This window comes from Clostridium bowmanii, from assembly GCF_018861315.1.
In the GTDB taxonomy this organism is placed as follows: Bacteria; Bacillota; Clostridia; order Clostridiales; family Clostridiaceae; genus Clostridium_AD; species Clostridium_AD bowmanii.
In genome coordinates this window covers 163,268-185,782 of the sequence record NZ_JAHLDL010000005.1, presented here as the reverse complement: position 1 = coordinate 185,782, position 22,515 = coordinate 163,268, and the positions used below count along the sequence as shown (strand labels likewise).

17 protein-coding genes and 1 pseudogene are annotated in these 22,515 nt (G+C 29.2%); 3 read left to right on the top strand and 15 right to left on the bottom strand.

Annotated elements, in window-relative coordinates:
- Positions 1–344 precede the first annotated feature (344 nt).
- The 5 genes from KPL51_RS05325 to KPL51_RS05305 all read right to left on the bottom strand — a co-directional run bounded on the left by KPL51_RS05325 (position 345) and on the right by KPL51_RS05305 (position 8,457).
- The gene (locus KPL51_RS05325; RefSeq protein WP_216158198.1) at positions 345–485 is read right to left on the bottom strand and encodes a hypothetical protein; all 141 of its coding nucleotides are present in this window, start codon (positions 483–485) and stop codon (positions 345–347) included.
- 162 nt (positions 486–647) lie between these two features.
- Entirely contained in the window at positions 648–5,063 is a 4,416-nt protein-coding gene (locus KPL51_RS05320; protein ID WP_216158196.1) for a rhoptry family protein, read from the bottom strand.
- Positions 5,063–5,773, bottom strand: a complete 711-nt coding sequence (locus tag KPL51_RS05315; protein WP_216158194.1) for a DUF6063 family protein — start codon at positions 5,771–5,773, stop codon at positions 5,063–5,065. The genes KPL51_RS05320 and KPL51_RS05315 overlap by 1 nt, the downstream gene beginning before the upstream one ends.
- Before the next feature lies 1 nt (position 5,774).
- Positions 5,775–7,310, bottom strand: coding sequence for an Elf4 domain-containing protein (locus tag KPL51_RS05310; RefSeq protein WP_216158192.1), 1,536 nt, complete (start codon positions 7,308–7,310; stop codon positions 5,775–5,777).
- A 13-nt stretch (positions 7,311–7,323) separates the two neighbouring features.
- The gene (locus KPL51_RS05305) at positions 7,324–8,457 is read right to left on the bottom strand and encodes a Wadjet anti-phage system protein JetD domain-containing protein (RefSeq protein ID WP_216158190.1); all 1,134 of its coding nucleotides are present in this window, start codon (positions 8,455–8,457) and stop codon (positions 7,324–7,326) included.
- 222 nt (positions 8,458–8,679) lie between these two features.
- Between KPL51_RS05305 and pyk the strand changes: the two genes are divergently transcribed.
- Positions 8,680–10,101 (top strand): pyruvate kinase, encoded by a 1,422-nt coding sequence (gene pyk / locus KPL51_RS05300; RefSeq protein WP_216158188.1) that lies wholly within the window; start codon positions 8,680–8,682, stop codon positions 10,099–10,101.
- Between the two features lie 96 nt (positions 10,102–10,197).
- Here pyk and KPL51_RS05295 read toward each other — a convergent pair whose 3' ends face one another.
- The 3 genes from KPL51_RS05295 to KPL51_RS05285 form a co-directional block, all read right to left on the bottom strand.
- Positions 10,198–10,842: a YidC/Oxa1 family membrane protein insertase gene (locus KPL51_RS05295; protein ID WP_216158186.1), complete on the bottom strand. Its 645-nt coding sequence runs from the start codon at positions 10,840–10,842 to the stop codon at positions 10,198–10,200.
- 26 nt (positions 10,843–10,868) lie between these two features.
- Positions 10,869–11,114, bottom strand: a complete 246-nt coding sequence (locus KPL51_RS05290; protein WP_216158184.1) for a hypothetical protein — start codon at positions 11,112–11,114, stop codon at positions 10,869–10,871.
- A 228-nt stretch (positions 11,115–11,342) separates the two neighbouring features.
- Positions 11,343–11,546, bottom strand: coding sequence for a DUF6440 family protein (locus KPL51_RS05285; RefSeq protein WP_216158182.1), 204 nt, complete (start codon positions 11,544–11,546; stop codon positions 11,343–11,345).
- Positions 11,547–11,851: 305 nt separating this feature from the next.
- Between KPL51_RS05285 and KPL51_RS05280 the strand changes: the two genes are divergently transcribed.
- Positions 11,852–11,989: a zinc ribbon-containing protein gene (locus KPL51_RS05280; protein ID WP_216158180.1), complete on the top strand. Its 138-nt coding sequence runs from the start codon at positions 11,852–11,854 to the stop codon at positions 11,987–11,989.
- A 24-nt stretch (positions 11,990–12,013) separates the two neighbouring features.
- A pseudogene (locus KPL51_RS05275) lies at positions 12,014–12,878 on the top strand (aldo/keto reductase).
- A 51-nt stretch (positions 12,879–12,929) separates the two neighbouring features.
- Here KPL51_RS05275 and KPL51_RS05270 read toward each other — a convergent pair.
- From KPL51_RS05270 to KPL51_RS05240, 7 genes are all read right to left on the bottom strand, one after another.
- Positions 12,930–14,243, bottom strand: coding sequence for a hemolysin family protein (locus tag KPL51_RS05270; protein WP_216158178.1), 1,314 nt, complete (start codon positions 14,241–14,243; stop codon positions 12,930–12,932).
- A gap of 104 nt (positions 14,244–14,347) precedes the next feature.
- Positions 14,348–15,436, bottom strand: coding sequence for a DUF1648 domain-containing protein (locus tag KPL51_RS05265; protein WP_216158176.1), 1,089 nt, complete (start codon positions 15,434–15,436; stop codon positions 14,348–14,350).
- An 11-nt stretch (positions 15,437–15,447) separates the two neighbouring features.
- Positions 15,448–15,828, bottom strand: coding sequence for a GntR family transcriptional regulator (locus KPL51_RS05260; protein ID WP_216158174.1), 381 nt, complete (start codon positions 15,826–15,828; stop codon positions 15,448–15,450).
- A 20-nt stretch (positions 15,829–15,848) separates the two neighbouring features.
- Complete coding sequence (locus KPL51_RS05255) at positions 15,849–16,295, bottom strand: DUF3887 domain-containing protein (protein ID WP_216158172.1); 447 nt, start codon at positions 16,293–16,295, stop codon at positions 15,849–15,851.
- A gap of 517 nt (positions 16,296–16,812) precedes the next feature.
- Positions 16,813–17,367 (bottom strand): hypothetical protein, encoded by a 555-nt coding sequence (locus KPL51_RS05250; protein WP_216158170.1) that lies wholly within the window; start codon positions 17,365–17,367, stop codon positions 16,813–16,815.
- A gap of 2 nt (positions 17,368–17,369) precedes the next feature.
- Positions 17,370–18,200 carry a hypothetical protein gene (locus KPL51_RS05245; protein WP_216158168.1) on the bottom strand — a complete coding sequence of 277 codons (831 nt, stop codon included), beginning with the start codon at positions 18,198–18,200 and terminating at the stop codon, positions 17,370–17,372.
- 130 nt (positions 18,201–18,330) lie between these two features.
- Positions 18,331–22,269, bottom strand: coding sequence for a PDDEXK-like endonuclease domain-containing protein (locus KPL51_RS05240; protein ID WP_216158166.1), 3,939 nt, complete (start codon positions 22,267–22,269; stop codon positions 18,331–18,333).
- Positions 22,270–22,515 lie beyond the last annotated feature (246 nt).

Here is a 22,515-nt window from a genome sequence, read left to right as displayed (position 1 = left end):
TAATAATTCATTTTCTAGAATAAAAAATAATTATAGATATTTAAGTTAAATAATTTGTTAAAAGTTTGTAGTATTGTTGAAAATACAAGTAGAAAATACCCTAAAATTAAATATAGGGATTTTATAATATATTGTGCGGAGTATAAGCTCTAATAGGATTTTTGTTTAGCATAGCAAAAGAGGTTCCTTTTGCAAAAGAAACCTCTTTGAATGAATAATGTAATTCACAGTGATGTTTGTCAAATTTACTATTATAACGTGAGTTTCTAAAAAAAATAGGACGTTGCAAAATGATTTTCAAAAATCATTTTGCAACATCCTAACTTTTCTACTAACATTAAAGACTATTTAATGTTACCTGCTCCTGCGCTTTGTGTTCCGTAAATTGCTGGTCTCTTAGTATTTTTCTGCTTTGAAGATTTTTCTTTTTTCTGGTCGATGACTTTTTTCATTATTTCCATGTTTTTGCTCATTTCATTTTTCATATGTTTTACCACCCTCTTCTTTATTTTTTATATGCATTACATTTTTTACATTTTTATTAGACTTTTTACTTCTAACTTATAAATTAATATTCCCAATGAATATTTTCAAAGTATGGTTTATTCTTTTACTAATTTATTATACCCTAAAAACAGTCCTTTGAGTTAGGATAAATTTAATCCCAGCTGCTCATGTGCTATTTTTCTAAATTCAACTTGCTCCACTGAAACCTGACTTCTTACTTCCATTACTACTGTCTGTTGCTTATTTCCCATAAGTTTTTGGCCTAGTATATAGTTCACATCAAACCTTCCAGAGATAGCGGGTGTTGCACCACGAGTCGGCACAATTAGCTGAACATTATTGGTTTTTAAAAACTCAAATATAGGCTCCCAAATGTATATGTCTTTAGCTGCTCCAAAAGGGTTATCTACAAATATTGTTTTTCTTAATTTATTATTATCAGCATTGAAGGAATTTATATTTTTAATGTAATTGATGATGGATATTAAAAATTGAATATATATTCCTTGTGACTGACCTGTACTACCAACAGCTTCCTCATATTCTAAGGTTTTGCTTTGCTGCGCTATCTGCTCTCTTTTATATAGCTTTAAAACTATTTTATTCATGTCTGTTACGATGACAGAAAAAAGTCTTTTAAGGGCTAGTTGATTTTTAATATATTTAATTTTTTCTATAGTATCATCCATATTATCTACATTTTTTATTGTTTCTTCAATATATTGTGACATGTGGAACTTTTGCTCATCCTCTCTGACATAAGGTAGTTGTAAACTAACCATTTGTATTATCTCATTATTCAAGTTTAATCTTGATAAACGAGGAAGCCTGTCAAGCTCTGTTTTTACATCTCTACAACGTTGGAGGCATTGATTCTGAAAGTTTTCTTTAATTTGTTCCATGTCCTTAATATCATTTTCTATTTTTCCTTTTTGAAGGGATATAAGTTCCTTAATATTCTCTAGGTTTTCTATTAGTATTCTGCATTCACTAATCATATTTGGAACATTGATGCTCCGTGAAAATTCTTCTGCTAGCTCAAAAGCCCCTATATCATTAAGAATTTTTATATTTTTTTCTTTATTACTTTCAAAACTTGCTTTACTATCTTTTGCCTTTTTACAAACTTTGTCATAGTCTTTTTCTAAAATTCCATAATAAGTTTTAATATTTTCTATGTGCCCTAAGATGCCCAATGCCTTATCCTTAGAAATATTACTAGACCTTAAGATTACCTCTATATTAGCTATCATAGCCTTTAATTTTTCAATTGCTTTATCGCTGCTACTTTGTAACTTTAAAAGTTCATTTTTTTTCAAAGCAAGCACTTCTCTCTTTTTAATATTGTCCTCTTGAAATTGTTTAAGTTTAAACACTTCAATTTCAATAGCTACATATTTTCCAAAATCATTTGAGAAATCCTCTTCTAATAGTTCAATCTTTGCCTCTATACCATTTTTACCCAGTCTACATCTATCCACATCTTTTCGAAGATCTTCAACCTGATTTTTAAGCTTTTTTAATTCTTCTCTTAATTTCCACAATTCTTCTTCTGCAGTTAGTGAAATCTCATTTCTATTTTTAAGCTCATAAAGCTTATCTATAGAATATCCTCTATTACCAGCTTCTTTTTCATTCTTATCCATATTGCTTTGGTAATTATTTAATAGTTTCTCTTTGTCTTTTATATCCGAACTTTTTTCTTCTAATGCATCTTTGAGCCCGCGAAATTTTGCTTCTAGTTCATCATCACTTATGCACAATTCTTCATATTGGTCCTCATTATAATATGTTTTATACATATCATTCCAGTCAGCTTTTATTAAATCTCTTTTCATTTCTAAGGATCGTTTTATCTCAAGCTCACTAGCCTGTTGAGTTTTCTCCAAAATCATTAGGTTTTCAATTTCAATATGTTTTAGATTTATTAATTTTAAGTTTTCTATAAAATCATGAAGTGCCTTTTCTTCAAGATTTAAGTTATCCAAATTAGCCTTCAATTCTTTAACGGTCTTTAAATTTTCATCTAAAGTAGCTAACTTATTTTGTAAACTTGTATTTTCTAAGTTTATGTTTTTTATCTTGAGGTCAAGACCATCTAATGCTTTAATGCATGCAATTCTTTCATTTTCCAATGAATTTTTATCTGATTTTAATTTACCACAATTATCTCTAATTACTTCTATTTTGTTATCATAAGAAAACTGAAATTCTTTAATATATGTACTGTCTATTTTTAGTGTTTCTTCATTTCTTTTTAGAAGCTCTAGGTTATTTCTTATATCTACTATCTGACTTTCAATTTTATCTTTTTCTTCTTTGATTTTCTCTGAATTTATAAAGTTTGATTTATCTTTTATAGCAAAGGTCAAACCATTAACATTGAAATTAAGTTTATCTTTAATAGCCTCTAAATTAATAATTGGAATAGCATAATTTCCAAAATCGCAGTCCTTAAATTTTTCATCTTTAAGAAGCTTATTAAAATTGTAAGTTACAATAACGCAGTAAGGTAGAAAAGGTATTTTACTTAAAAGGTTTTCTTTTTCTAGTGCAGAGCGACCTTGGAGAAATTCTATGCCTAAGATACCGTCCTCATTGTAGTTCTTATTAATATATTCTTTAACTTTTAATATTTCTCTAGTTGTAGGCATAGGTTTATCTTGATCTAATTGAGTATAATAATCTAAAGACTGTTGTAATTTTTCCTCTTGCCCGAGTATTATTTTAAGGAGCTCTTTATATTTAATATCTAGACCATTACTTAAAGATAAAACATCACTGGCTCCATAAACTTCTATTAATTTATAAGTCTTAATTTTATCTATATCATACTGAGTAGTTAAATCATTATACTCGGTAATTTTGCCTTCTATGGAGGTTATCTTTTCATCACGTTTAGCACTATCAATTTTATAATTACTCATTTGATCCTTCACATGATCAAATAGGGACTTATTGTTTTTCAATTTTTGAGAAGTATCAGCTCTATCTACTTCAAAACTCGCAATATCACTATCTATATCACCTAAAATCATAATATCCAACTGATTTCTAAGAGTGATACCTACCTTTTTCAGCGATTTAAGCTTATCCTTTGATTGTACTATATTACTTTTACAGATAGCTATATTATTATCAATATCTCTTTCAGTCTTTGTAGATTCCATTATCTTACTTGAAAGGTCAGTAACTTTACTCAAAGATTCACTAAGCTTATTATTTAAATCTTTAAGAACAATCTCATCTCTAATTTTTTTATTATAAGCTAGTATTTTTAATTCCGCGGCTATTGTTTCATTGGCTTTAAAAATATTCTGCATCAACTGATTTATTTCAGAATATTTGTTTTTACTGTCTACAAAATCCACAAAATAATTTTTCGCTTCTCTAAGGTTAATCTCATTGTCTATTCTATCAGCCTTAAACTTTGCACTTTTAAATTTGTTATCTGAAGTTTCAAGTTCCTCTTGTATTTTACTTAGCTTATTTTTCATAATCTGTAGCTTTATAGTTTGGATGTTCTTTTCTATTTCCATATTTTCTTTGTTTATACTTTCTATTTCTCCTTCTAGTGAATTTTTCTCTTCGTATTTGCTTTCTATATTGCTTTGCACCGTATTAAAGGTTTTCACAATAGCATCTTCTATTTTATCTTTATCTTCATATACATTAAGGAGTGTATTGGTCTTGTTTACAAAATCCAAAGCAACATCTGATTGCCTATCAAATTTCGAGATTTCGCTTTTCTTTTTAGATAACTCTATTATTTTATCCTTTATATCCAAAAGAGTTTTTGCCATATCCTCCTCGTCATTCAACTTATTAGTTTTAGCCATAAAAGCCTTTTGAATAATTTTTTCTATAAGTAAATCCTCGACGATCTTTCTTGAGGTCCTATAGTTTTGCTCAAAATAACCTCTCACATGACCCTCAGTCTTATTTATTCCCCTAATAATTTCCCATTCGCTCTCATATAAACCATGCTCACTAATAAACCTTTGATATTCTCCCTTTCGGTCTTCAAAGATGTCGGAAGTAACAATAAAAGAGTTATCACTTTGAAGCGCTCTTAATTGTTTTTTTAGGCCATTATAGGTTACTCTTTCTTTATTATCTTGCAAGGATAAATTATTTATATCATTTTCATTATAAGTATTATAAAACATACAGTAGTTAAAATAATCGAATGGTGCAGTATCCTTTTTATTTTCACTACTTCCAGAAGTATCTGTACCTTTTCTAGCGCAAAAACCTGTTACCATATACTTATAACCAGATTTATCTCCATCATCTAATTGCCACTCGATTAGTGAGTGAATCACATTACTAGATTCTTTGCCTCTAAAGAGCTTTTCTATTGGTTGCTTCTCATCTAGATGACAATTTGGTATAAGGTTTTGCAGGAGCAATAACATTAGAAGGCTTTTACCCCCACCGTTTGCAAGGTCATAAAGTGTATTGCTACATGAAAATTCCATTTTGAAGTCATCATATGTTTGAGTCCCATTATTATATTTAACATTATTTACTCTTACCCTATTTATTTGCGGCATTAATTGAGCCCTCCTTCTGACATGATTTCATAGAGCCTGCCTCTAAAATCTTCAAAGTAATTTTCTATCAATGCTTTAAATCTATCATTAGCATAATAACGTTCTTCTACCTCAATAAAAAGGTTCTGATCCTTTAGAAAATTAAAGACAATTTTTATATATCCAAGCTTTGAACCTTTATATGCTCTAGTATTTACTACTAACTCATTGCTGTGCGTTAAAGGAAGCTCCTCCCATAAAACAGCTATGGCATTAAAACTATTCTCCTCAAGTTCATTTTTTGCTATTACATCTAATTTACTAATGATACTAGAAAGTGAGCCATCAACACTCCGCAATACATCCTCAATTTTTATATATTCTTGAAAGGTGTAACTTGAGGAATCCTTATAAAACAATGTAATGATATTATAAATAATAAAATAGCACGTATATAATTCTTTATTGACCTTAAGTCCTAGCATCTTCCTTAATTCTTCATTAGTATAGCCAAAAACCTTATTCTTTTCTCCAGCGGTAATGTATAAAGCTTCCTTATGTTGATATAGTGTTAAATTAAGTTTATCAATCATGCTACCAAATATATTATACATTTCCATATTTGAATTATATTCTTCGTATAGGTCTGTATTGTCTTTCGCACTTACACTCTCCCCTGTAATAAGCTTTGAAAACAGCTCAAGGGCTTTCTCCATATTCCAGTTATCCAATTTATTCAACCCTTTCAAATTTTATATTGGTAATTTTAAATAAAGATGATATTTCTATTACATCCTCTGGTATTGGTATTACTTTAAATTTAAGTCCTTTAAACTCATTGCGGTTTTCAGGTGTTAATATGTCAATAATTATTTTATCGAATATAGTTTTTTCATCTTCTATAAGTTTGGCCATATCATAATAATTCTTTTGTGCAATATGGAGTATAAAGGAATAATAATCACCATTTTTCAATATATCCCCTTTAAACACGTCTACTAAATACTCATTAAACTCTCGAAGGGAAAACTCACCCTTCTCCAAAAGACACTTCATTAATAGCTTCATAAGTATTATGAAATTCTGAGCTATTCTTTCATCTTCTACATCATCAAGGGAGGTATATTCTATTTCCTCACTTACGGTAACTTCTTCTATATCTTCTTCATTATTAGGTCTATAGGTTAATAGCTCATCTGTATTTTTCAAATTAAAAGTCTTGTTAAACTTTATCTTTAACAATGGATTCATAAGGTATGCTAGTAGCTCAACATTATCTAAAAGTAAAGTCTTGTCATAGATAGCTTTGAAGTCAAAAGACATTCTAAGTTTATTTAACGTAACCTTCTTAATTATTTCATCTGATTTTATCTTAAGGTCAGTAGAAGAGTTTAAAAGCTCACTATGCTTTGAAATCGCTCGTTTAATCTCAGTTTCTAGATTGTAAATATATTCTCTATTTTTCAAGAAATCCTCTTCTGTACTACTACTAGCATTTTCCTCAATTCTTTCAAGGGCTAGTTCTATTAACCTCTTATTTTTATCAAAGAGGCTCTGCTCCTCATCAAACCACTTCATATTATTTCTAAAAAGTTCATCTGATGCTTTTATCCCTTCAAAAACGTTATAACTCAAAATATTCAAAATCTCATTCTTCCGCTTAATTAGTTTGCTAACTTCATTATTAATTCTTTTTACAACTTCAATACCGCCTTTAAAATTCTTTGACTCGATCATTTTCGACAGCAGTATCTGTTGAATGCTTATTTTGCTCTCATCTTTTATTTCCTTTGTATCAAGGTAAAACTCAATTGCCTGCGAGGTTATGTAATAACTGATGGTATTATCCTCTATTTTGGATTCAATTAATTTGATTCTAGAAGACATCCTTTGCTTTTCCACAGGATCAAAGTAATTATAGGAAAAAGGCTTTCCATCATTTATAATTTTATCGAAAATGTAATTTACAAGTTGCATGTTTTCTTTTTCATCTAGGTACAAATTGTAATCCCGTTTTAAAATTTCAGTGGTAAACTGAGAATACTGTTCAAAGGATACCCCTATGTCATTAAAATTGTTTTCTTCTATAAATAGCCTTAATGTTGCTATCACAATGTAACCCATGTCAATATAGTTATATATGCCATCCTTAAATGAATCTAAAGATACATCCCTAATCTTAAAAAACGGATAATATTTTTTAAGATTTTGCATCCTTTCATTATGCTCACTCATTATCTCATCAATATAATTGAATTCACTATTCAAAATTCACCAACTCCTAATCTATATCTATTAATGCAACTGCTTCCTGGGGTATATACTTCTTACTATTTAATATCTCAATAAGCTTATTTGAATAATAATTTTCAAATTCTAAATTAACTACTTCTATAGCACAGCTTAATACATTAGGTTCTATGGTGTAATATCTGGAAAGATCAATGCTATTCATATTTTGTATATCTTCTCCTTGATTTAAACCGATATTAACATCCTCATCCCTCAAAAAATTTCTAAGCCTTGGAAGGACGTCAATATTAAAATTATCTAAAAGTATTGAATATAAAGAACTGCAAAACTTTATATTGTAACTTGCGAATTTTTCTTTAAAGAGCTTGTATATTAAAAAACCCTCACTATCTATGTCCCCAAAGTATTTAATACTGTCCCTGAAATTTATACCATACTCCTTTGCGAGGTCAAAAGAACTTATAATCTTTTTTCCTTCTCCATATATAATCATATCGAATACCTCACAGATTTTTTTGTTTTTTAATGTGGAATAGGTATCTTTGTTTTCAATAATTAGAATTTCTCTGCTTTCCTTTTGAAAAAAGCTCGCTTTCACCTGATAAAAAAATGGTTCCTGTGTTTTATAGCAATTAAAATCCTCATATTTCATTTTAAGATTCAACAAAATTTCAAGTCCTAAATTTATCTTACTCTTAGGATTTTCGAAAAATTTTTCATCATTAAACAACTTAAAAGATAATTCATTCGAGGTGAGGTGTGGCCTATCTTTCTGAATATAATAGTCATTAAGCTTTTGCAAATACTTCTTATGTTTTTTATATTTATCCTGATTCCTAAAATAATAATCAAGATTTTTTAAATTTAGCTTACTTATCTCAAGGATGATTTTATTATCCGTTTCCTTATTACTAATATTATCTATAACATCAAATTTACAGTGAATTCGATTCCCTTTTTTTACTTTTCCACGAGACTTTAGTTTACTGTCAATACATAATTTACTGATAACATTTTCAAATAACTTATATTGAGATACCCTAATATAATTCACTTTGCTTTCATTATCATGAGAAAAGAAAAGTAGTTTTTCTATATCAATAGTTTTGTTTTTATAACTTTTAAGATTTTTTATAATATTCTTATATATTTCTTCAAACATGAGGTTCTTCCTTTCTTTATTATATATCTTTAATTATATTATAGTCGTTTCCTTACAATTTTCATAGCTGGCTAACTTTGCCTTATCAGAATATACTTTTATGTCATTATCTCCGCCTTATACTTGAATTTATGTTATAATTAGTATAACTATAATTACAGTAAACGTTTGTGTAAATCATCACTTTTCTGATGATAACTCAATGAAAGGAGTTAATAAACAATGAGAATGACAAAAACAATATGTACCTTAGGACCTGCAGTAGATGATGATAATTTATTAGAACAACTCATCCTTGGAGGTATGGATGTAGCAAGATTAAATTTTTCTCATGGTACTCACGAGGAACAAAAAATAAGAGTGGATAGAGTAAAAAAAATCAGAGAAAAGTTAAACATCCCCGTTCCATTATTACTTGATACTAAAGGACCGGAAATTAGATTAGGTAAATTTGAGAAAGGTGAAGTAATATTAAAAGAGAACAATGAGTTTGTACTTGTAAATGAAAATATCTTAGGAACGGAAGCTAGATCAACTATTTCCCACAAGCAACTATATGAAGATGTTAAGGTTGGTACAAAAATATTAATAAATGATGGACTTGTAGCAATAGAAGTACAAAATGTTGTAGGCAAGGACATCCATTGCAAAATATTAAATGGTGGAGCCATAAGTAATAATAAGGGAGTCAATATTCCTGAAACAGACACCCATTTACCTGCAATAACAGATCAAGATATTGAAGATATAAGGTTTGCTATAGATAATGAATTTGATTTTATAGCCTGCTCTTTTGTAAGAAAGGCTTCAAATGTAATTGAAGTCAGAGATATATTAAAAAAATATGGCGGTCAGGATATAATGGTAATTTCAAAGATTGAAAACAGAGAAGGTGTAAACAATTTTGATGAGATACTAAACGTTTCAGATGGCATTATGGTGGCTAGAGGAGATTTAGGTGTAGAAATACCTACAGAGGAAGTTCCAATTGTTCAAAAAATGATAATCAAAAAATGCTATAAAAGTGGTAAACCAGTAATAACTGCAACTCAAATGCTAGATTCAATGATTAAAAATCCAAGGCCTACAAGAGCTGAAGCTAGCGATGTAGCAAATGCTGTATATGATGGAACCAGTGCAATTATGCTTTCAGGTGAAAGTGCTATTGGTAAATATCCTATTGAAAGTGTAAAAACTATGGTTAGAATTGCTCAAATGGCAGAAAAATCTATTGATTATGGCAGTAAACTCGCTGCAATGCAATTTAACATGGTGGAGAATGTTACTAATGCTATAAGCTATGCTACTTGTGCCATTGCTCTTCAGTTAAAAGCAGCTGCAATAATTTCTGCAACTGAATCTGGCCAAACCGCTAAAATGATTTCTAGATTTAGGGCATATTGTCCCATAATAGCAACTACATCAAATCCAAGAGTTCAAAGACAGCTATGTATTTCCTGGGGGGTAGTTCCATTACTAGTTAAAGAAGCATTAAATGTTGAAGAAATGTTTGAAATTGGAGTTGAAAAAGCTTTATCCATTAAATTAGTTAAACAAGGAGATGTTGTTGTAATAACAGCTGGAGGTCCAGTAGGAATAGCTGGAACAACTAATTTATTAAAAGTTCAAACAGTTACCCAATAGGGTTCAATTAATAAGTAATTAACAATTCATTTTCCAATAAGATATTAAAAATCCTGCTACCAAAATGCGATAGCAGGATTTTTTTTCTAATATTTATTAATTTTGAGTTTTGAGATTTTTCATATATATTCTAAAAATAAGCTCTTCTAAAAAGTTAAATACACTTGTGGTTATTAAATATATACCCACTGCAATTGGCGCTGCTTTAGCAACAAATAAGCCAACCACAGCCATTATTACAATATTACTTTTGCTCATAGTAGCCTGCCCTTCAATTTTGAAGAAAGTTACATATGAAAGTAAACTTGGAGTTAACGATGCAAGTACATATATCAGTGGAATTATAAAATAACTGTCTGAAATTTTAATACTAGACACCCAAGGTATAAGATATGTTCCCACATCTACAGGAATTTTATTAAACACACTCCACATAGTCATTAATATAGGCAGTTGAATCAATGTTACTAAACATCCTAGCATGCCTTTTGCACTTTCAACAGAATGTTTTTTAACCTCTTCTTCAAGTCTAATTTTATTATCTTTATATTTTTCCTTAATTTCTTGCATTTTTACAGAAAGCTTTTGCTGCTGTTGCATAGATTTTTTTTGTTTAAAAGACATCGGTGAAAGTACTAATCTCACACCTACAGTAAGTAAAACTATTGCTAGTCCCCAATCCCCAGTAAAACTAAAAATTGAATTTAATAAAAGACTTAAAAAATCAAAAATGATGTTCATTTTTATCCTCCTTCGAATAATTTTGGCTAAAACATCATTTCAATTTTAAATCGCTCTAAATATATCCATATACCATATTTTTCATAAGTTATATAATCCTCAGGAAGTAACTTTTTTATAAATCCAAGCCACCGAATTAAAACATTTCTTGTAATGTTTCCTTCAGTTTTCTGCCTAAGATTTTTACAGGAGTATACAGTATAAGAGAATATGCTAGCAACTAATATCACTAAAAACATTAACTGAATTAAATTTATTAAGTCATAATTCAACTTACACTCCCCCTTCTTTACTATTTTTATTTATTATATCATAATAAGTTTATTATATACCATAGTATTTTCATAATAGATAGTAAACATTTACAAGTGTTTATTATCTATGTTAGAACAATAACACATATAATTGAATAAAAAGCAATTATATGTTAATGTTTACATATATTTAACAATAGAAATATAAAAAACTATTAGTAAATAGACTATGAAAATATAAGAATATTACAATTTCATTTGTGAAAACATAGCATTTCCATCCTTATCCAATAATAATGTGAGCCCGCCAGTATAATCCTTGATATTAATCAAATAATTTATTCCTGTTTTCGCATTTTCAATCATTTTGCAACGTACTGTTATGGAATTAGTGGGATCATATACAGTTTTAAATATCTTATTTCTACTATTATGGTTTGTACCGAACATTTTTTCCTCCTATATTCCTGTGACTTAATATTATATAAATTAGTCTTACATATTATACCTTGAAATTTTAAACTCTTCTTAAACATGGCCAAATTATAAAGATTTTAATCATAACTTTTATTAGTATTTAAGTTTGTCCCATTAAACATCAACTTGCCTATAAATCAAATTAAATTACTTATAAAAAATTGCTATTATTATCAAAGTTTTGTACTCTTAGTATAACGTTTGACTTATGCCCTTAAATTCTAACAATATAATTACAAAATAATATTGAATACATATATAAAAAGGAAGTGATAAGATTGAATACTACAGGACAAAAGCCTGGAAAAGGCGATTACAAATGTACTACTTGTGGAGAAATCGTTCATTTAGAGCTAGATTCTGAATTTTTACCTTTATGCCCTAAATGTCGCAGAACTACCTATGAAAAACTGTAGATATAAAAATATGGAGGTGTGCAAATGGATAAAATACAATTAGGAAGAACAAATTTAACGGTAACAAGAAGCGGTTTTGGGGCACTGCCCATGCAAAGGATAGAAAAACACTACTTGAACATTTGCAAATAAGTCTTAAAAATTTGAAAACCGATTATGTAGATATCCTTCAGTTACATAACCCAGATATTCTTCCCGATCCCGAAGATCCAGAAGGTCTCTATGCTGGTCTTCGGGAAGCTAAGAAAAAAGGACTTGTTCGTTTTATAGGAATTACAAATCACAAAATAAAAAACGCAATGGATGCAGCCGCTTCAGGGCTATATGACACTGTTCAATTTCCCTTAAGTTCACTATCTGCGGATATTGATTTAAGATTAATTGAGGAATGCAAAAAAAAAATGTGGGCCTTATTGCAATGAAGGCACTTTCTGGTGGTCTAATAACTAATGCTGCCTCGGCCTTTTCATTTCTAAGACAATTTGATAATGTTGTACCTATATGGGGGATACAAAGAGAGACCGAGTTAGACCAATTTATTTCTCTTGAAAAAAATCCACCACCACTAGACAAGTCTATGTGGTCCATTATTAGCAAGGATCGTGCTGAGCTTTCTGGAGATTTCTGTCGTACTTGTGGCTATTGTCTTCCTTGCCCTGCTGGAATTGAAATTCCTACATGTGCCAGAATATCTCTTCTTTTTAGAAGAGCTCCTTATGAAGGCTTCTTAGAGGATAGCTTTAAAGAAAAGATGGAGCTTATAAATAATTGTATAGAATGTGGGCACTGTAAAAATCACTGTCCTTATAAGCTCGATACTCCAAACCTTTTAAAAAGAGAACTTAAAAACTACAATGAATTTCAAATACACTTGTTTTATAAGCAATAACTGTACCAATGTATAAATAAAAATGCTCTGCTTTTAAAAGCAGAACATCATTTATATGCATATCTTAATCTTTCCTATTCTTCTTTCTTTAACTTCCTCTATTTTAAATGTTACATCACCATATTGAATAGTTTTGTTTTCATTTTTCTTTGGAATACACCCCAACAGACTAACTAAAAATCCGCCTATTGTATTGTAATTTTCTGACACTAAATTCAAGTCTAGATTATCATTTAATTCATCTATTGAAAGTAGTCCATCCACTATATAAGTGTTGTTATCAACTTTTCTTATATCAGGTTCGTCATAATCATATTCATCCTCAATATTTCCCATAACTTCTTCTATAAGATCTTTAGTAGTAACTACCCCTGTAAATCCACCGTATTCATCTATAAGTACAGCCATATGATTTTTAGTTTTCTTTAGTTCTCTAAATAATTCATCTATATTTTTGCTTTCATAAACAAAGTAAGGAGAGTGTAATATATTCTTAATATTTACATTTTCAAAACCATTTGTACGAGCCTCTATTATAAAATCTTTCATGTGAAGTACTCCTATGATGTTATCCACATCACCGTCATATACTGGCACTCTAGAATACTTTCCATCTAATAGCTCGTCTAAAAATTGCACAACAGGATCATTTATATCAATCAAGAACACTTCGGTTCTTGGAGTCATAACTTCTGTAGCTGATTTATCATCAAATTCGATAATATTATTTATCATCTTTTTTGCAGTTTCATTTATAGTACCGCGTTCTTGTCCCACTTCTATCAGTGATTTTATTTCTTCCTTTGATATTTCTTCTTCTATTTTTTTATTGCTAAGACCAGTAATCTTAACTAAAAAATTAGTAGATGCTGAAAGTAACCATGCAAAAGGGACAACTAATTTAGATATATAAAGAATAGGTACTACTGAAAACATTGCAATAGCTTCTGACTTTTGCTGTGCTATGCGCTTTGGAAACAATTCACCAAACACAAGCATTCCATAAGTTAATCCAATTATTATTAAAGCTAAAGCTATTCGCTTACTATAAGGTACGTTTAAACTATTTAAAACTCCAGCAAAACTATTAGATATATCCGTAGCAGCAGAAGCAATAGCAAAAAATCCAACAACTGTAATTACAATTTGAATAGTTGATAAAAATTTTGTTGGCTCCTCAATAAGTTTTGATAATATCTGTGCTTTTCTATTACCTTCCTCAGCAAGCTGCTTAATTTTATTTTTGTTCAATGATACTATTGCCATTTCTGCTGATGCAAAGAATGCATTGACCAGTATTAAAATACCAATTAGTATAAATTGCGCCATAATATTATTGGGCGCAGGGTCTGGGATTGAATCCATTAATAATTCCTCCTCTTAAATAAAAAATCTTCATACCTTACATCATACCACAAAAACTGATTGTTTTATTGATATTATAAGAATTATTATATTATTACACCTAATTAATTCAATATATATGGTAGCATTAATACTGCTATTACAACGCCACTACCTAATAATATACCTACCGCTCTCCCTAAATTAACTGTCCACCCAACACCAAATCTTTTTTCTATAAAAATTGTTGGATCTTCCTTATTTATATAAAAAATTCCAAATCTCCAGTACTTATCATCATTTCGATCTAACATCTTACCATGAGTTGTCATATTATCTTTAATTTTCAGTCTGCTTCCTCCTTGTCCTGTGAGTATTGATAAGGCAATAGAAACACCCACAAGAATCCCAATGATTATAATTAGCATAATTATCATTAATTTAGTTGAAAATTGTGCAACTTGAAATATGATTAAGTTTGCATAAAGAAACAATAAATTCATAATGGTTGCAGCGAAAACCATATAACCAGACCATATATATCTAAATCTTTTATTTTTCTGTTTTGATTGTTCTGGATTTGAAGTATTTAGCTGTTGTTTTCCCCACCCAATTATCTTATATGAAACAAAAGAAATAATAAAGATAACTATCTGAAATTTTGGCATTGCATAGATAATTTTTGAAGATTTCATCATATTTCCATTTATTTCACCAGCAAAGTCCCAATGAGTTGGTACTATCTCAGGTAATAACTTATAATATTTAAAACCTATATAAAATGTAATTGAGATAATTAATACAGGAACTAAAAACCACCAAGGAGACACTAAAGTTTTTGTACCTTTATCTTTAGAAAAACTAGTGTCGATTGTAACAATCTGTTTTTTTATTATTAATACTTTTTTATTACTAAAGATATAAATTATTAGTGTAAATAACAAATATAATAAAATTAATACAGTATACTCAATAGATGCATAATAGTTAAGAAAAATATACATTATTATTATTAAAATTGCAAAAACAGCAGTGTTAAGTACGATATAGTTCTTATACACTTTTTTTAAAAGTGCACTATCCCTCTCATTTTCTGGTACTCTTATTCCAAAATATATTTCTTTTCTTGTGATTTTTGGTTTAATAATTTGAAATGCAAAAATTACAATAAAAATGCAGAAATTCAAAATAAAATTAACAGTATTATTAATCATCTTGTTTCACCTCATCTATTTGAATATTGTTTAAAAGCAGTTCTTGTGATCTTTATAAATTCTTCTTCAGTAATTCCTCTGCAATAGGCCTCTGCAATTATAAACTCTACCTCTTCCGTCAGTTGTTCATGATATTCATCTGTAAGTAGTGTACTTGTACTGTTTACTACGGCACCTTTTCTTCTATCTATTGAAATAAAACCCTCCGCTTTTAATTCATTATATGTTTTATTTACGGTATGCATGTTAATACCAATATCCTCTGCCATTTGACGGACTGAAGGTAAGCTTTCACCCCGTGAAAGCTCACCTTTTGCCAATCCAAGAATTATTTGTTTTTTTAATTGAACATATATTGGTATTTCACCTTCAAAATCTATTTTTATAATCATTAATATCACCTGTCTTTAGTTTATTTTACAAGATTAGGAGATTTAAAAAATATGCCTTCTACAAGTATTTTGCCATCATTTTCTGTAAAACTAGCAGTAACCTGAACATCTTTTTTTTCCTTAGAGTATTTTGCAGTGTATATTACAGTTTTAAATATCTTTCCGTCTTTTTTAGTTTCAGCTGCTGCAGTAAATTTCTTAGACTCATACTTTCCTATTTTATCACTAAAAGAAGTGCAAAGTGTTTTAAAACTTTCCTCTGGAATACCTTTTTTTAACTCATCACTAAAGTCTTTAGAAAATTGTGCATAATCACCTTTTCCCACTGCCTGAAGAATATTCTCAGTTAATGGTGCTGCATATTCTACATCTTTTTCTGCTAATTTTTTGTTGCACCCAGTAAGTATTGAAGCCATAACAAGCACTGAACATAAAATTACAAATAATTTTTTAAATGAATCTTTCATCATATTTCCCCCTTATTATTTATTTATTTTTCAGATGATCGTAACTTTTCCTCAGTTTTAAATTTATTTCTAAATTTAAAACTTGTTATTATAGATATAAAAGCCATAATCATAACATAAACCTCAATAAATACAGTATTTACTCCAAAATGCATCAAAATCCCCAAAGGACTATCTAGTAGAGCATGAAAAAATATTGCATAAAGAAAATAAATATTTTTTCTATACTTTACGACTTAAAGTACCATTACCACTCCCCCTTCTTATTGAAAAAAAGGATCATTACTGTTATGGTTGTTATACATATACTATAACATCTATAACTGTTGTTCAACCTTTCTATTCTTTCTTATTTTATTAAATTTAACCTGTTTAGCCATTATAATGTTAATATCTTCTATATGCTTGGTTTTACTTTAATTTTATAATAGTATTAGAGAAATCATAAAACTTTTTTAGTATTATTATAATAAAAGAATTACTCACTTATCTTGTGAGTAATTCTTTTAAATACTTTTTATATCAAAACTCCCTTACATTTTTTAAACACTAAAGCAACAGAAATACCTGCACACATTTGAATAATTCCTACAATAATCAAAAAAACAATTCTAACATTTGAATATAGATTTATTGAGAATGGAGCACAGGCCAAATATATTAAAGATATAATCAAGTAAAATTTCATTGAAACCCTTGAGCTCTCCATAAGTTCATTTAACCCTCGTTCTTTACAAAGCTCATATACTCCCATGCATAAAATACATATTAGATAAATTTTAATTATTATAGCTATGGAGGCAATTATCAATGTGAGTAATCCCACATTATAAACCTCACCTGTTATAACATTGCTACTGGGGTCATTCCATATGTCATTTAATGTAAGTAATATTAATATCACAACAGGTATTTTTCCTTTTTCATATAATTTATGCTGTGATGATAAAATACACAAACTAGAATAAATAAAAATATATCCTATGAAATCTGGCAGTATATTTATAATGTTTACATTAAAACTAATAAAAACCATAGCCCAAGATAATCGTTTATACCCTTTAGCATACATTTTTACTCTTCACCTCCAATATTTTTCAATGCATCTATATCAAAATACTTTGGCGACTGCATGTGCATATTAAAAAAACAAGGAGTACTTCCTAAATTACCGGATAAATCTTCTGTTAGAACATTCAAAGGAAAACTATAAGCATTATTTTGCTTTATAAGATTTTCATTAAAATTGAACCCATAGTTTATATAAAGTATTTCACCTTTTTTTAAATATAAAGGAAACTTAACTTCAGAAAGTAATTTATTATTAACTTTAATTTCTAGTATATCTTTTACCTCTTCATTAAACCTACCATCTATTCCCGTAACTTTTAAATCTTTATCCGCTATAAGATTAGAGCTGCCCGTATTATCACTGGATGATGAGGCGCTATAAAATTTAAAAGCTCTTGCCAGAAGCTCATCGCTAAACAAATATATCTTACCCAAATTTACATTCATGGTTTTCCCATCTGAAAATTCAATAATGGCTTTAGTAATGACCTTATTCTTATATTCCTCTGGTATATCAGAATCACTTCCATTTAAAATGTCAATTCTTATGTTTTTCAACATGTAATATCGCTTATCACTATTAACATCGGTATCAGTAAAATTCATGCTTTGCGTTCCTAGTTCAGGAAATATGACACTTGTTATTTCTCTTTGTGAACTTAGATCTTTAATATAATATATATCAAAACTATTCATACCTTTTGGTATATCATAATAATGATTTATAAATAAAGGCTCTTTAATAACTTTATTTTGATAATAAGCAATATTTAAAGTCCAGCATAATACTAGAATTGCCAACCCCAGAATTATGTATTTTTTATTGAAATTCATACTTATGCCCCCTATTCTTATAACCATTCCACTAACACGATTCAACATAATTATGATATTTCCTTTAAAAAACGCATTAAAAGAAATGAAATGCTCCAATTGTATTGAAGTGTTTCATTTCTTTTCCAAACTATTTAATATTCTCCGTATTTATAGCCTTAGCTCCCCCCAACTTAAATTTATTTACTTCATTTACAATTTTCTTAATTTCCTTTTCAGGATTTGTCCACCAATCTTTGCTCCAAATTCTAATAATATTCCAGCCTCTACTTTCAAGATATCGTCGCCTAAAAATATCCCTCTCTCTTGCAGACTTTGAAGAGTGGTAGGCTGCTCCATCACATTCGATACCTAAAATATATTTAGAATTTTCCTTGTCATATACTGCTAGGTCTATCTTGTAACCAGATACCCCTATTTGAGAATCAATAATTAAGCCTTCCTTTTCAATAGCATCGTGAACTTGGTTTTCAAAATCCGAATCAAAATTATCCTCTTCATAACGAGTAACTCCAGAATCGCATACACTATAAAGTATGTCTCGTGCTATTTCATTATTTCCTTCTGAAACTGCCTTTACATATTGAAGATATTTTTTAAACAATTTAGGTCCATTATTTTTTGAAGAATCAACATTTAAATCCTCTGGTTCTATGGAAGTTACAAGGTAGATCTTTTTCTTAGCTCTACTAATAGCAACATTTAATCTATTTTCTCCACCGTCTTGAGATAAAGAACCAAAACTAGCAGTTACTCTACCATTTTCATTTTTTGCATAAGCAGTAGAAAATATTATAATATCTCTTTCATCTCCTTGTACATTTTCAATGTTCTTTACAAATAAACTGAAATCCTCATTATTTTCCACTCTATCACTCTCTGCAAAATACCGCTCCCCAAATTCGTGGTCTTTCCCAGCCTCTAGTTCTAATAAATCATCAATTAAATCCCTTTGAGTAATATTAAATGTAATTATCCCAATAGTTTCATTTTCATTTCTATTTTTAAGAATGGTTTTAACAAGATTAATAACTTCCTTGGCCTCTTCAGGATTTGTCCTAGAAGTCCACTTTCCACAAACTTTAATTCTCTCAATGGGGTGTACTCCCTCACTATTTGTCTTAGCTATGTTTGGTGAAACCTCAAGTTTTCCACCATAAAAGGCATAATTAGAGAAATTAATAAGTTCATCATATTTAGATCTATAATGATAATAAAGAGAGGTAGATACAAAGCTATACTTTGCAAGATCTAAAAGACTTTCTTCTTCAAATGCTGCAGCAGTTTCTAAATCCTCATCTTCTTCTTCTTCACCATCATATTTACTAGTAAAAGTTGATGATGGTTTTAACTGTTTACTATCACCTGCGACCACTACTTTTTTACCCCTATATACTGTAGGGATTGAGGATTCGATGAATATCTGAGATGCTTCATCAAATATAATTACATCAAATAACCCCTCTACTAAAGGTAACACCTCAGAAACTGATTCAGGCGATAACAGCCAGCAAGGATAAAGCTCAAATATGCTGTCAGAGAATTTCGAAACAAACTCCCTAATATGAAGAAGCCTACTCTTTTTGGTGCACTGTCTATGCATTTCCTTCCAAAGTTTCTCATTACAAAACTTGTTTTTCAAAGCAATATTATCCCATTTTCGATTTATATAAAGAGGTACAGATTTTCTCTTTTTAACCATAGCATCAGAAATCTCTGTCCTTATTGTTTCAAAATTTTCTATGCCTTCTAGCTCTCTTGCATATTCACGTTGTAATCTAGAAATTTGAACCTGAATAGCTAGTGCAGGTAATTTAGTTAATATCTCCTCTGCCTTTTCAAAATCGTCTTCCTTACAATAAACATAGTCTAGTACTGTTATTTGATTTTCTTTTATATCATTTACTATCCCTTTTAATGAACTTATCTCATCATATTTATTTAGCACATTTAATATTAGACATAGGCTTTCTAAAGTTTCTTCATTATTATCAAAATTTTGGATTACTTTATCAAACTCATCCGCAATTAATACAGCCTTTAGGAATTCAAATTTTCCAGTTATCTCTTTTATGCTAGAAACTTCCACTTCAAGTTTTTTAACAATTTCACTTTGTATCTGTTTAAATTTTCTCAAATTACCTTCTTCGAGAGCCCTATTCTTCTTTAAGTTTAACCAATAACTTATTCTAAATTTGGAACCATTAGTTAGCTTTTCTAGAAGATTCCCGTTCTCACTTTCATTTATCTTCCTAGCGCTTTCATTTAATGAGGTATTTTTAATAGCTAGGTCTTTTGAATAGGACAAATACTCAAGGTTACTTTTTAATTCGTTTAGCTTAACTTCGTAATGTTCGGATAAATCCTCTATCTCATGCAAGGAATCTTCTAAATCATAAATATCAATATTATCTTTTATATATAGAGAATATTTATTATCTCCTGCAATATTCTTTAGCCTATAGAACTTATGAGCTTTTTCATCTAAAAGTAAAGATTTGCATATGTTTTCCAGCTCTTTATATTCCAACTTTTCAAAAGGATATGATTTTCTAAAACCCCTAAAGAACTTATCTAAATTATCATCCACTTCCATAACAATTCTTTTTGAGCTGTACATCTCTTGCAGTGATAATCCAAAATCTTGCTTTTTAGTTAATACATTTCCTAAGATATTAAGCTTTTCTAATCTTTCATCTACAATAGTCGACATAGCTACTATTTCATCAGAATTTAGTTCCTTCATTTCTAATGACTCAATTCTATCTGCAATAATTGCATAAAACTTCTTTTTATCAACATCTTTGTTGAACATTATCATCTTTGAATTAATTCTAGCCGAGCGATTATAAATTACGTCTAGTGCTGCTTTCTTTTGGGAAACCATAAGCACTTTCTTGCCCTTACTTAGATATTGTGAAATTATATTCACTATTGTCTGAGATTTTCCCGTTCCTGGAGGTCCATAAATAACCAATGCTGAGCACTCACTTGCCCTTTTAACTGCAATTTCTTGGCTATAATCCAAATCAGAAATGAAATAATAATCCTTTTCCAAAATGTCTCTTTTTTCATTTTTATCACTTATTTCTAAATCTGCTAAAGCTTCAATGGTGTCTTCATTTTTAAGCAACTTATACATTAAATCATTACTTAAGTCTTCACTTTCCATATCTTTATAATCATTATAAATAGAATTCGCTATATTGAAGTGTCCCATAACAATATTGTTTCTAATTACGAGTTCTCCCAATCTATAATTAAACACAGTTTCTTTTACAATCTCTTTAAACCTCGTTGTCTCTGATTCATCGTAAGATATAATAACGTTAACTTTTTTTAATTCTTCAAGTACCCCTTTAATTAAATCGTCCCCAAAAATACTCAAATCATCATATTCAGTCTGAATATTCGCTATCTTTTCTTCATTATACTTTGCATATCCTATTAAAAATACCTTATTTAAAATAATAGGAAAATCCACTCTGTTTTTTATGTACCACTTATCCCCCTTTTTATTAACCTCTATGGGGAATAAAAAAATTGGTGCCTTAGTATACGTCTTGTCCTTAAAGTATCCCTCTACAAAAGGATATCCTATATATAATTCATATCTTCCCGTTTCTTTTTCTGTACTTTTAATTTCTTTTATAAGTGTCTTAATAGTACTAGAATATGTTGTAATTACTTCTTGTTTTTGTCTTAACTTTTCATCTGCTTCCTCATATATATTATTAAATTTGTCCTCAAGCACCTTCAATTTTAAATCTGAGGAGTTTTCTGATGCTATTATCTTTTTAGCTTCTTCCGCACTAGTTTTCTTATGTTCATGCTTTAGCTTTTTTGATTCATTATTGTACCACTGGTATGGATCTTCTAATATCTTAATTTCTTTATTGCTTCTACAGCTTAAAAACTCAATTAATTTCTCGCTGATTTTTTCATCAAATTCACTAAGTCTCATGATATCAAAGGCTCTTTTTTTATAGAGCTTTTTAAGCACTAGGCTTCTGTTTCTTGCACTAACATTCACTAACCTGGTGCTATATTTTTCTAATATTTCTTTCATATTATCTCCTATTTTAGTTTTAAGTTTATTTGTATATCCATTATTCATCAGTATTTATATGAATTTTTCTATGTGGATATACACCCTTATTAATTTTATCTCTTGCTCTCAGTAATTGCAAGGTTTCATCCTACTACACATTTTATTTTAAGCCGATAACCACTTATCATGTGAATGGCACCTATCTATTAAATAATGGTATAATTATTATTATTATTATTATTAAACAAGACGAGTGATACTTAT

Excerpts from the sequence above, each read along its gene's own strand:
- KPL51_RS05295 (WP_216158186.1), bottom strand. The coding sequence starts at position 10,842 with ATGAACATCATTTTTGATTTTTTAAGTCTTTTATTAAATTCAATTTTT.
- KPL51_RS05285 (WP_216158182.1), bottom strand. The coding sequence starts at position 11,546 with ATGTTCGGTACAAACCATAATAGTAGAAATAAGATATTTAAAACTGTA.
- KPL51_RS05240 (WP_216158166.1), bottom strand. The coding sequence starts at position 22,269 with ATGAAAGAAATATTAGAAAAATATAGCACCAGGTTAGTGAATGTTAGT.
- KPL51_RS05325 (WP_216158198.1), bottom strand. The coding sequence starts at position 485 with ATGAAAAATGAAATGAGCAAAAACATGGAAATAATGAAAAAAGTCATC.
- KPL51_RS05320 (WP_216158196.1), bottom strand. The coding sequence starts at position 5,063 with ATGCCGCAAATAAATAGGGTAAGAGTAAATAATGTTAAATATAATAAT.
- KPL51_RS05250 (WP_216158170.1), bottom strand. The coding sequence starts at position 17,367 with ATGTATGCTAAAGGGTATAAACGATTATCTTGGGCTATGGTTTTTATT.
- pyk (WP_216158188.1), top strand. The coding sequence starts at position 8,680 with ATGAGAATGACAAAAACAATATGTACCTTAGGACCTGCAGTAGATGAT.
- KPL51_RS05255 (WP_216158172.1), bottom strand. The coding sequence starts at position 16,295 with ATGAAAGATTCATTTAAAAAATTATTTGTAATTTTATGTTCAGTGCTT.
- KPL51_RS05265 (WP_216158176.1), bottom strand. The coding sequence starts at position 15,436 with ATGATTAATAATACTGTTAATTTTATTTTGAATTTCTGCATTTTTATT.
- KPL51_RS05260 (WP_216158174.1), bottom strand. The coding sequence starts at position 15,828 with ATGATTATAAAAATAGATTTTGAAGGTGAAATACCAATATATGTTCAA.
- KPL51_RS05245 (WP_216158168.1), bottom strand. The coding sequence starts at position 18,200 with ATGAATTTCAATAAAAAATACATAATTCTGGGGTTGGCAATTCTAGTA.
- KPL51_RS05270 (WP_216158178.1), bottom strand. The coding sequence starts at position 14,243 with ATGGATTCAATCCCAGACCCTGCGCCCAATAATATTATGGCGCAATTT.
- KPL51_RS05305 (WP_216158190.1), bottom strand. The coding sequence starts at position 8,457 with ATGTTTGAAGAAATATATAAGAATATTATAAAAAATCTTAAAAGTTAT.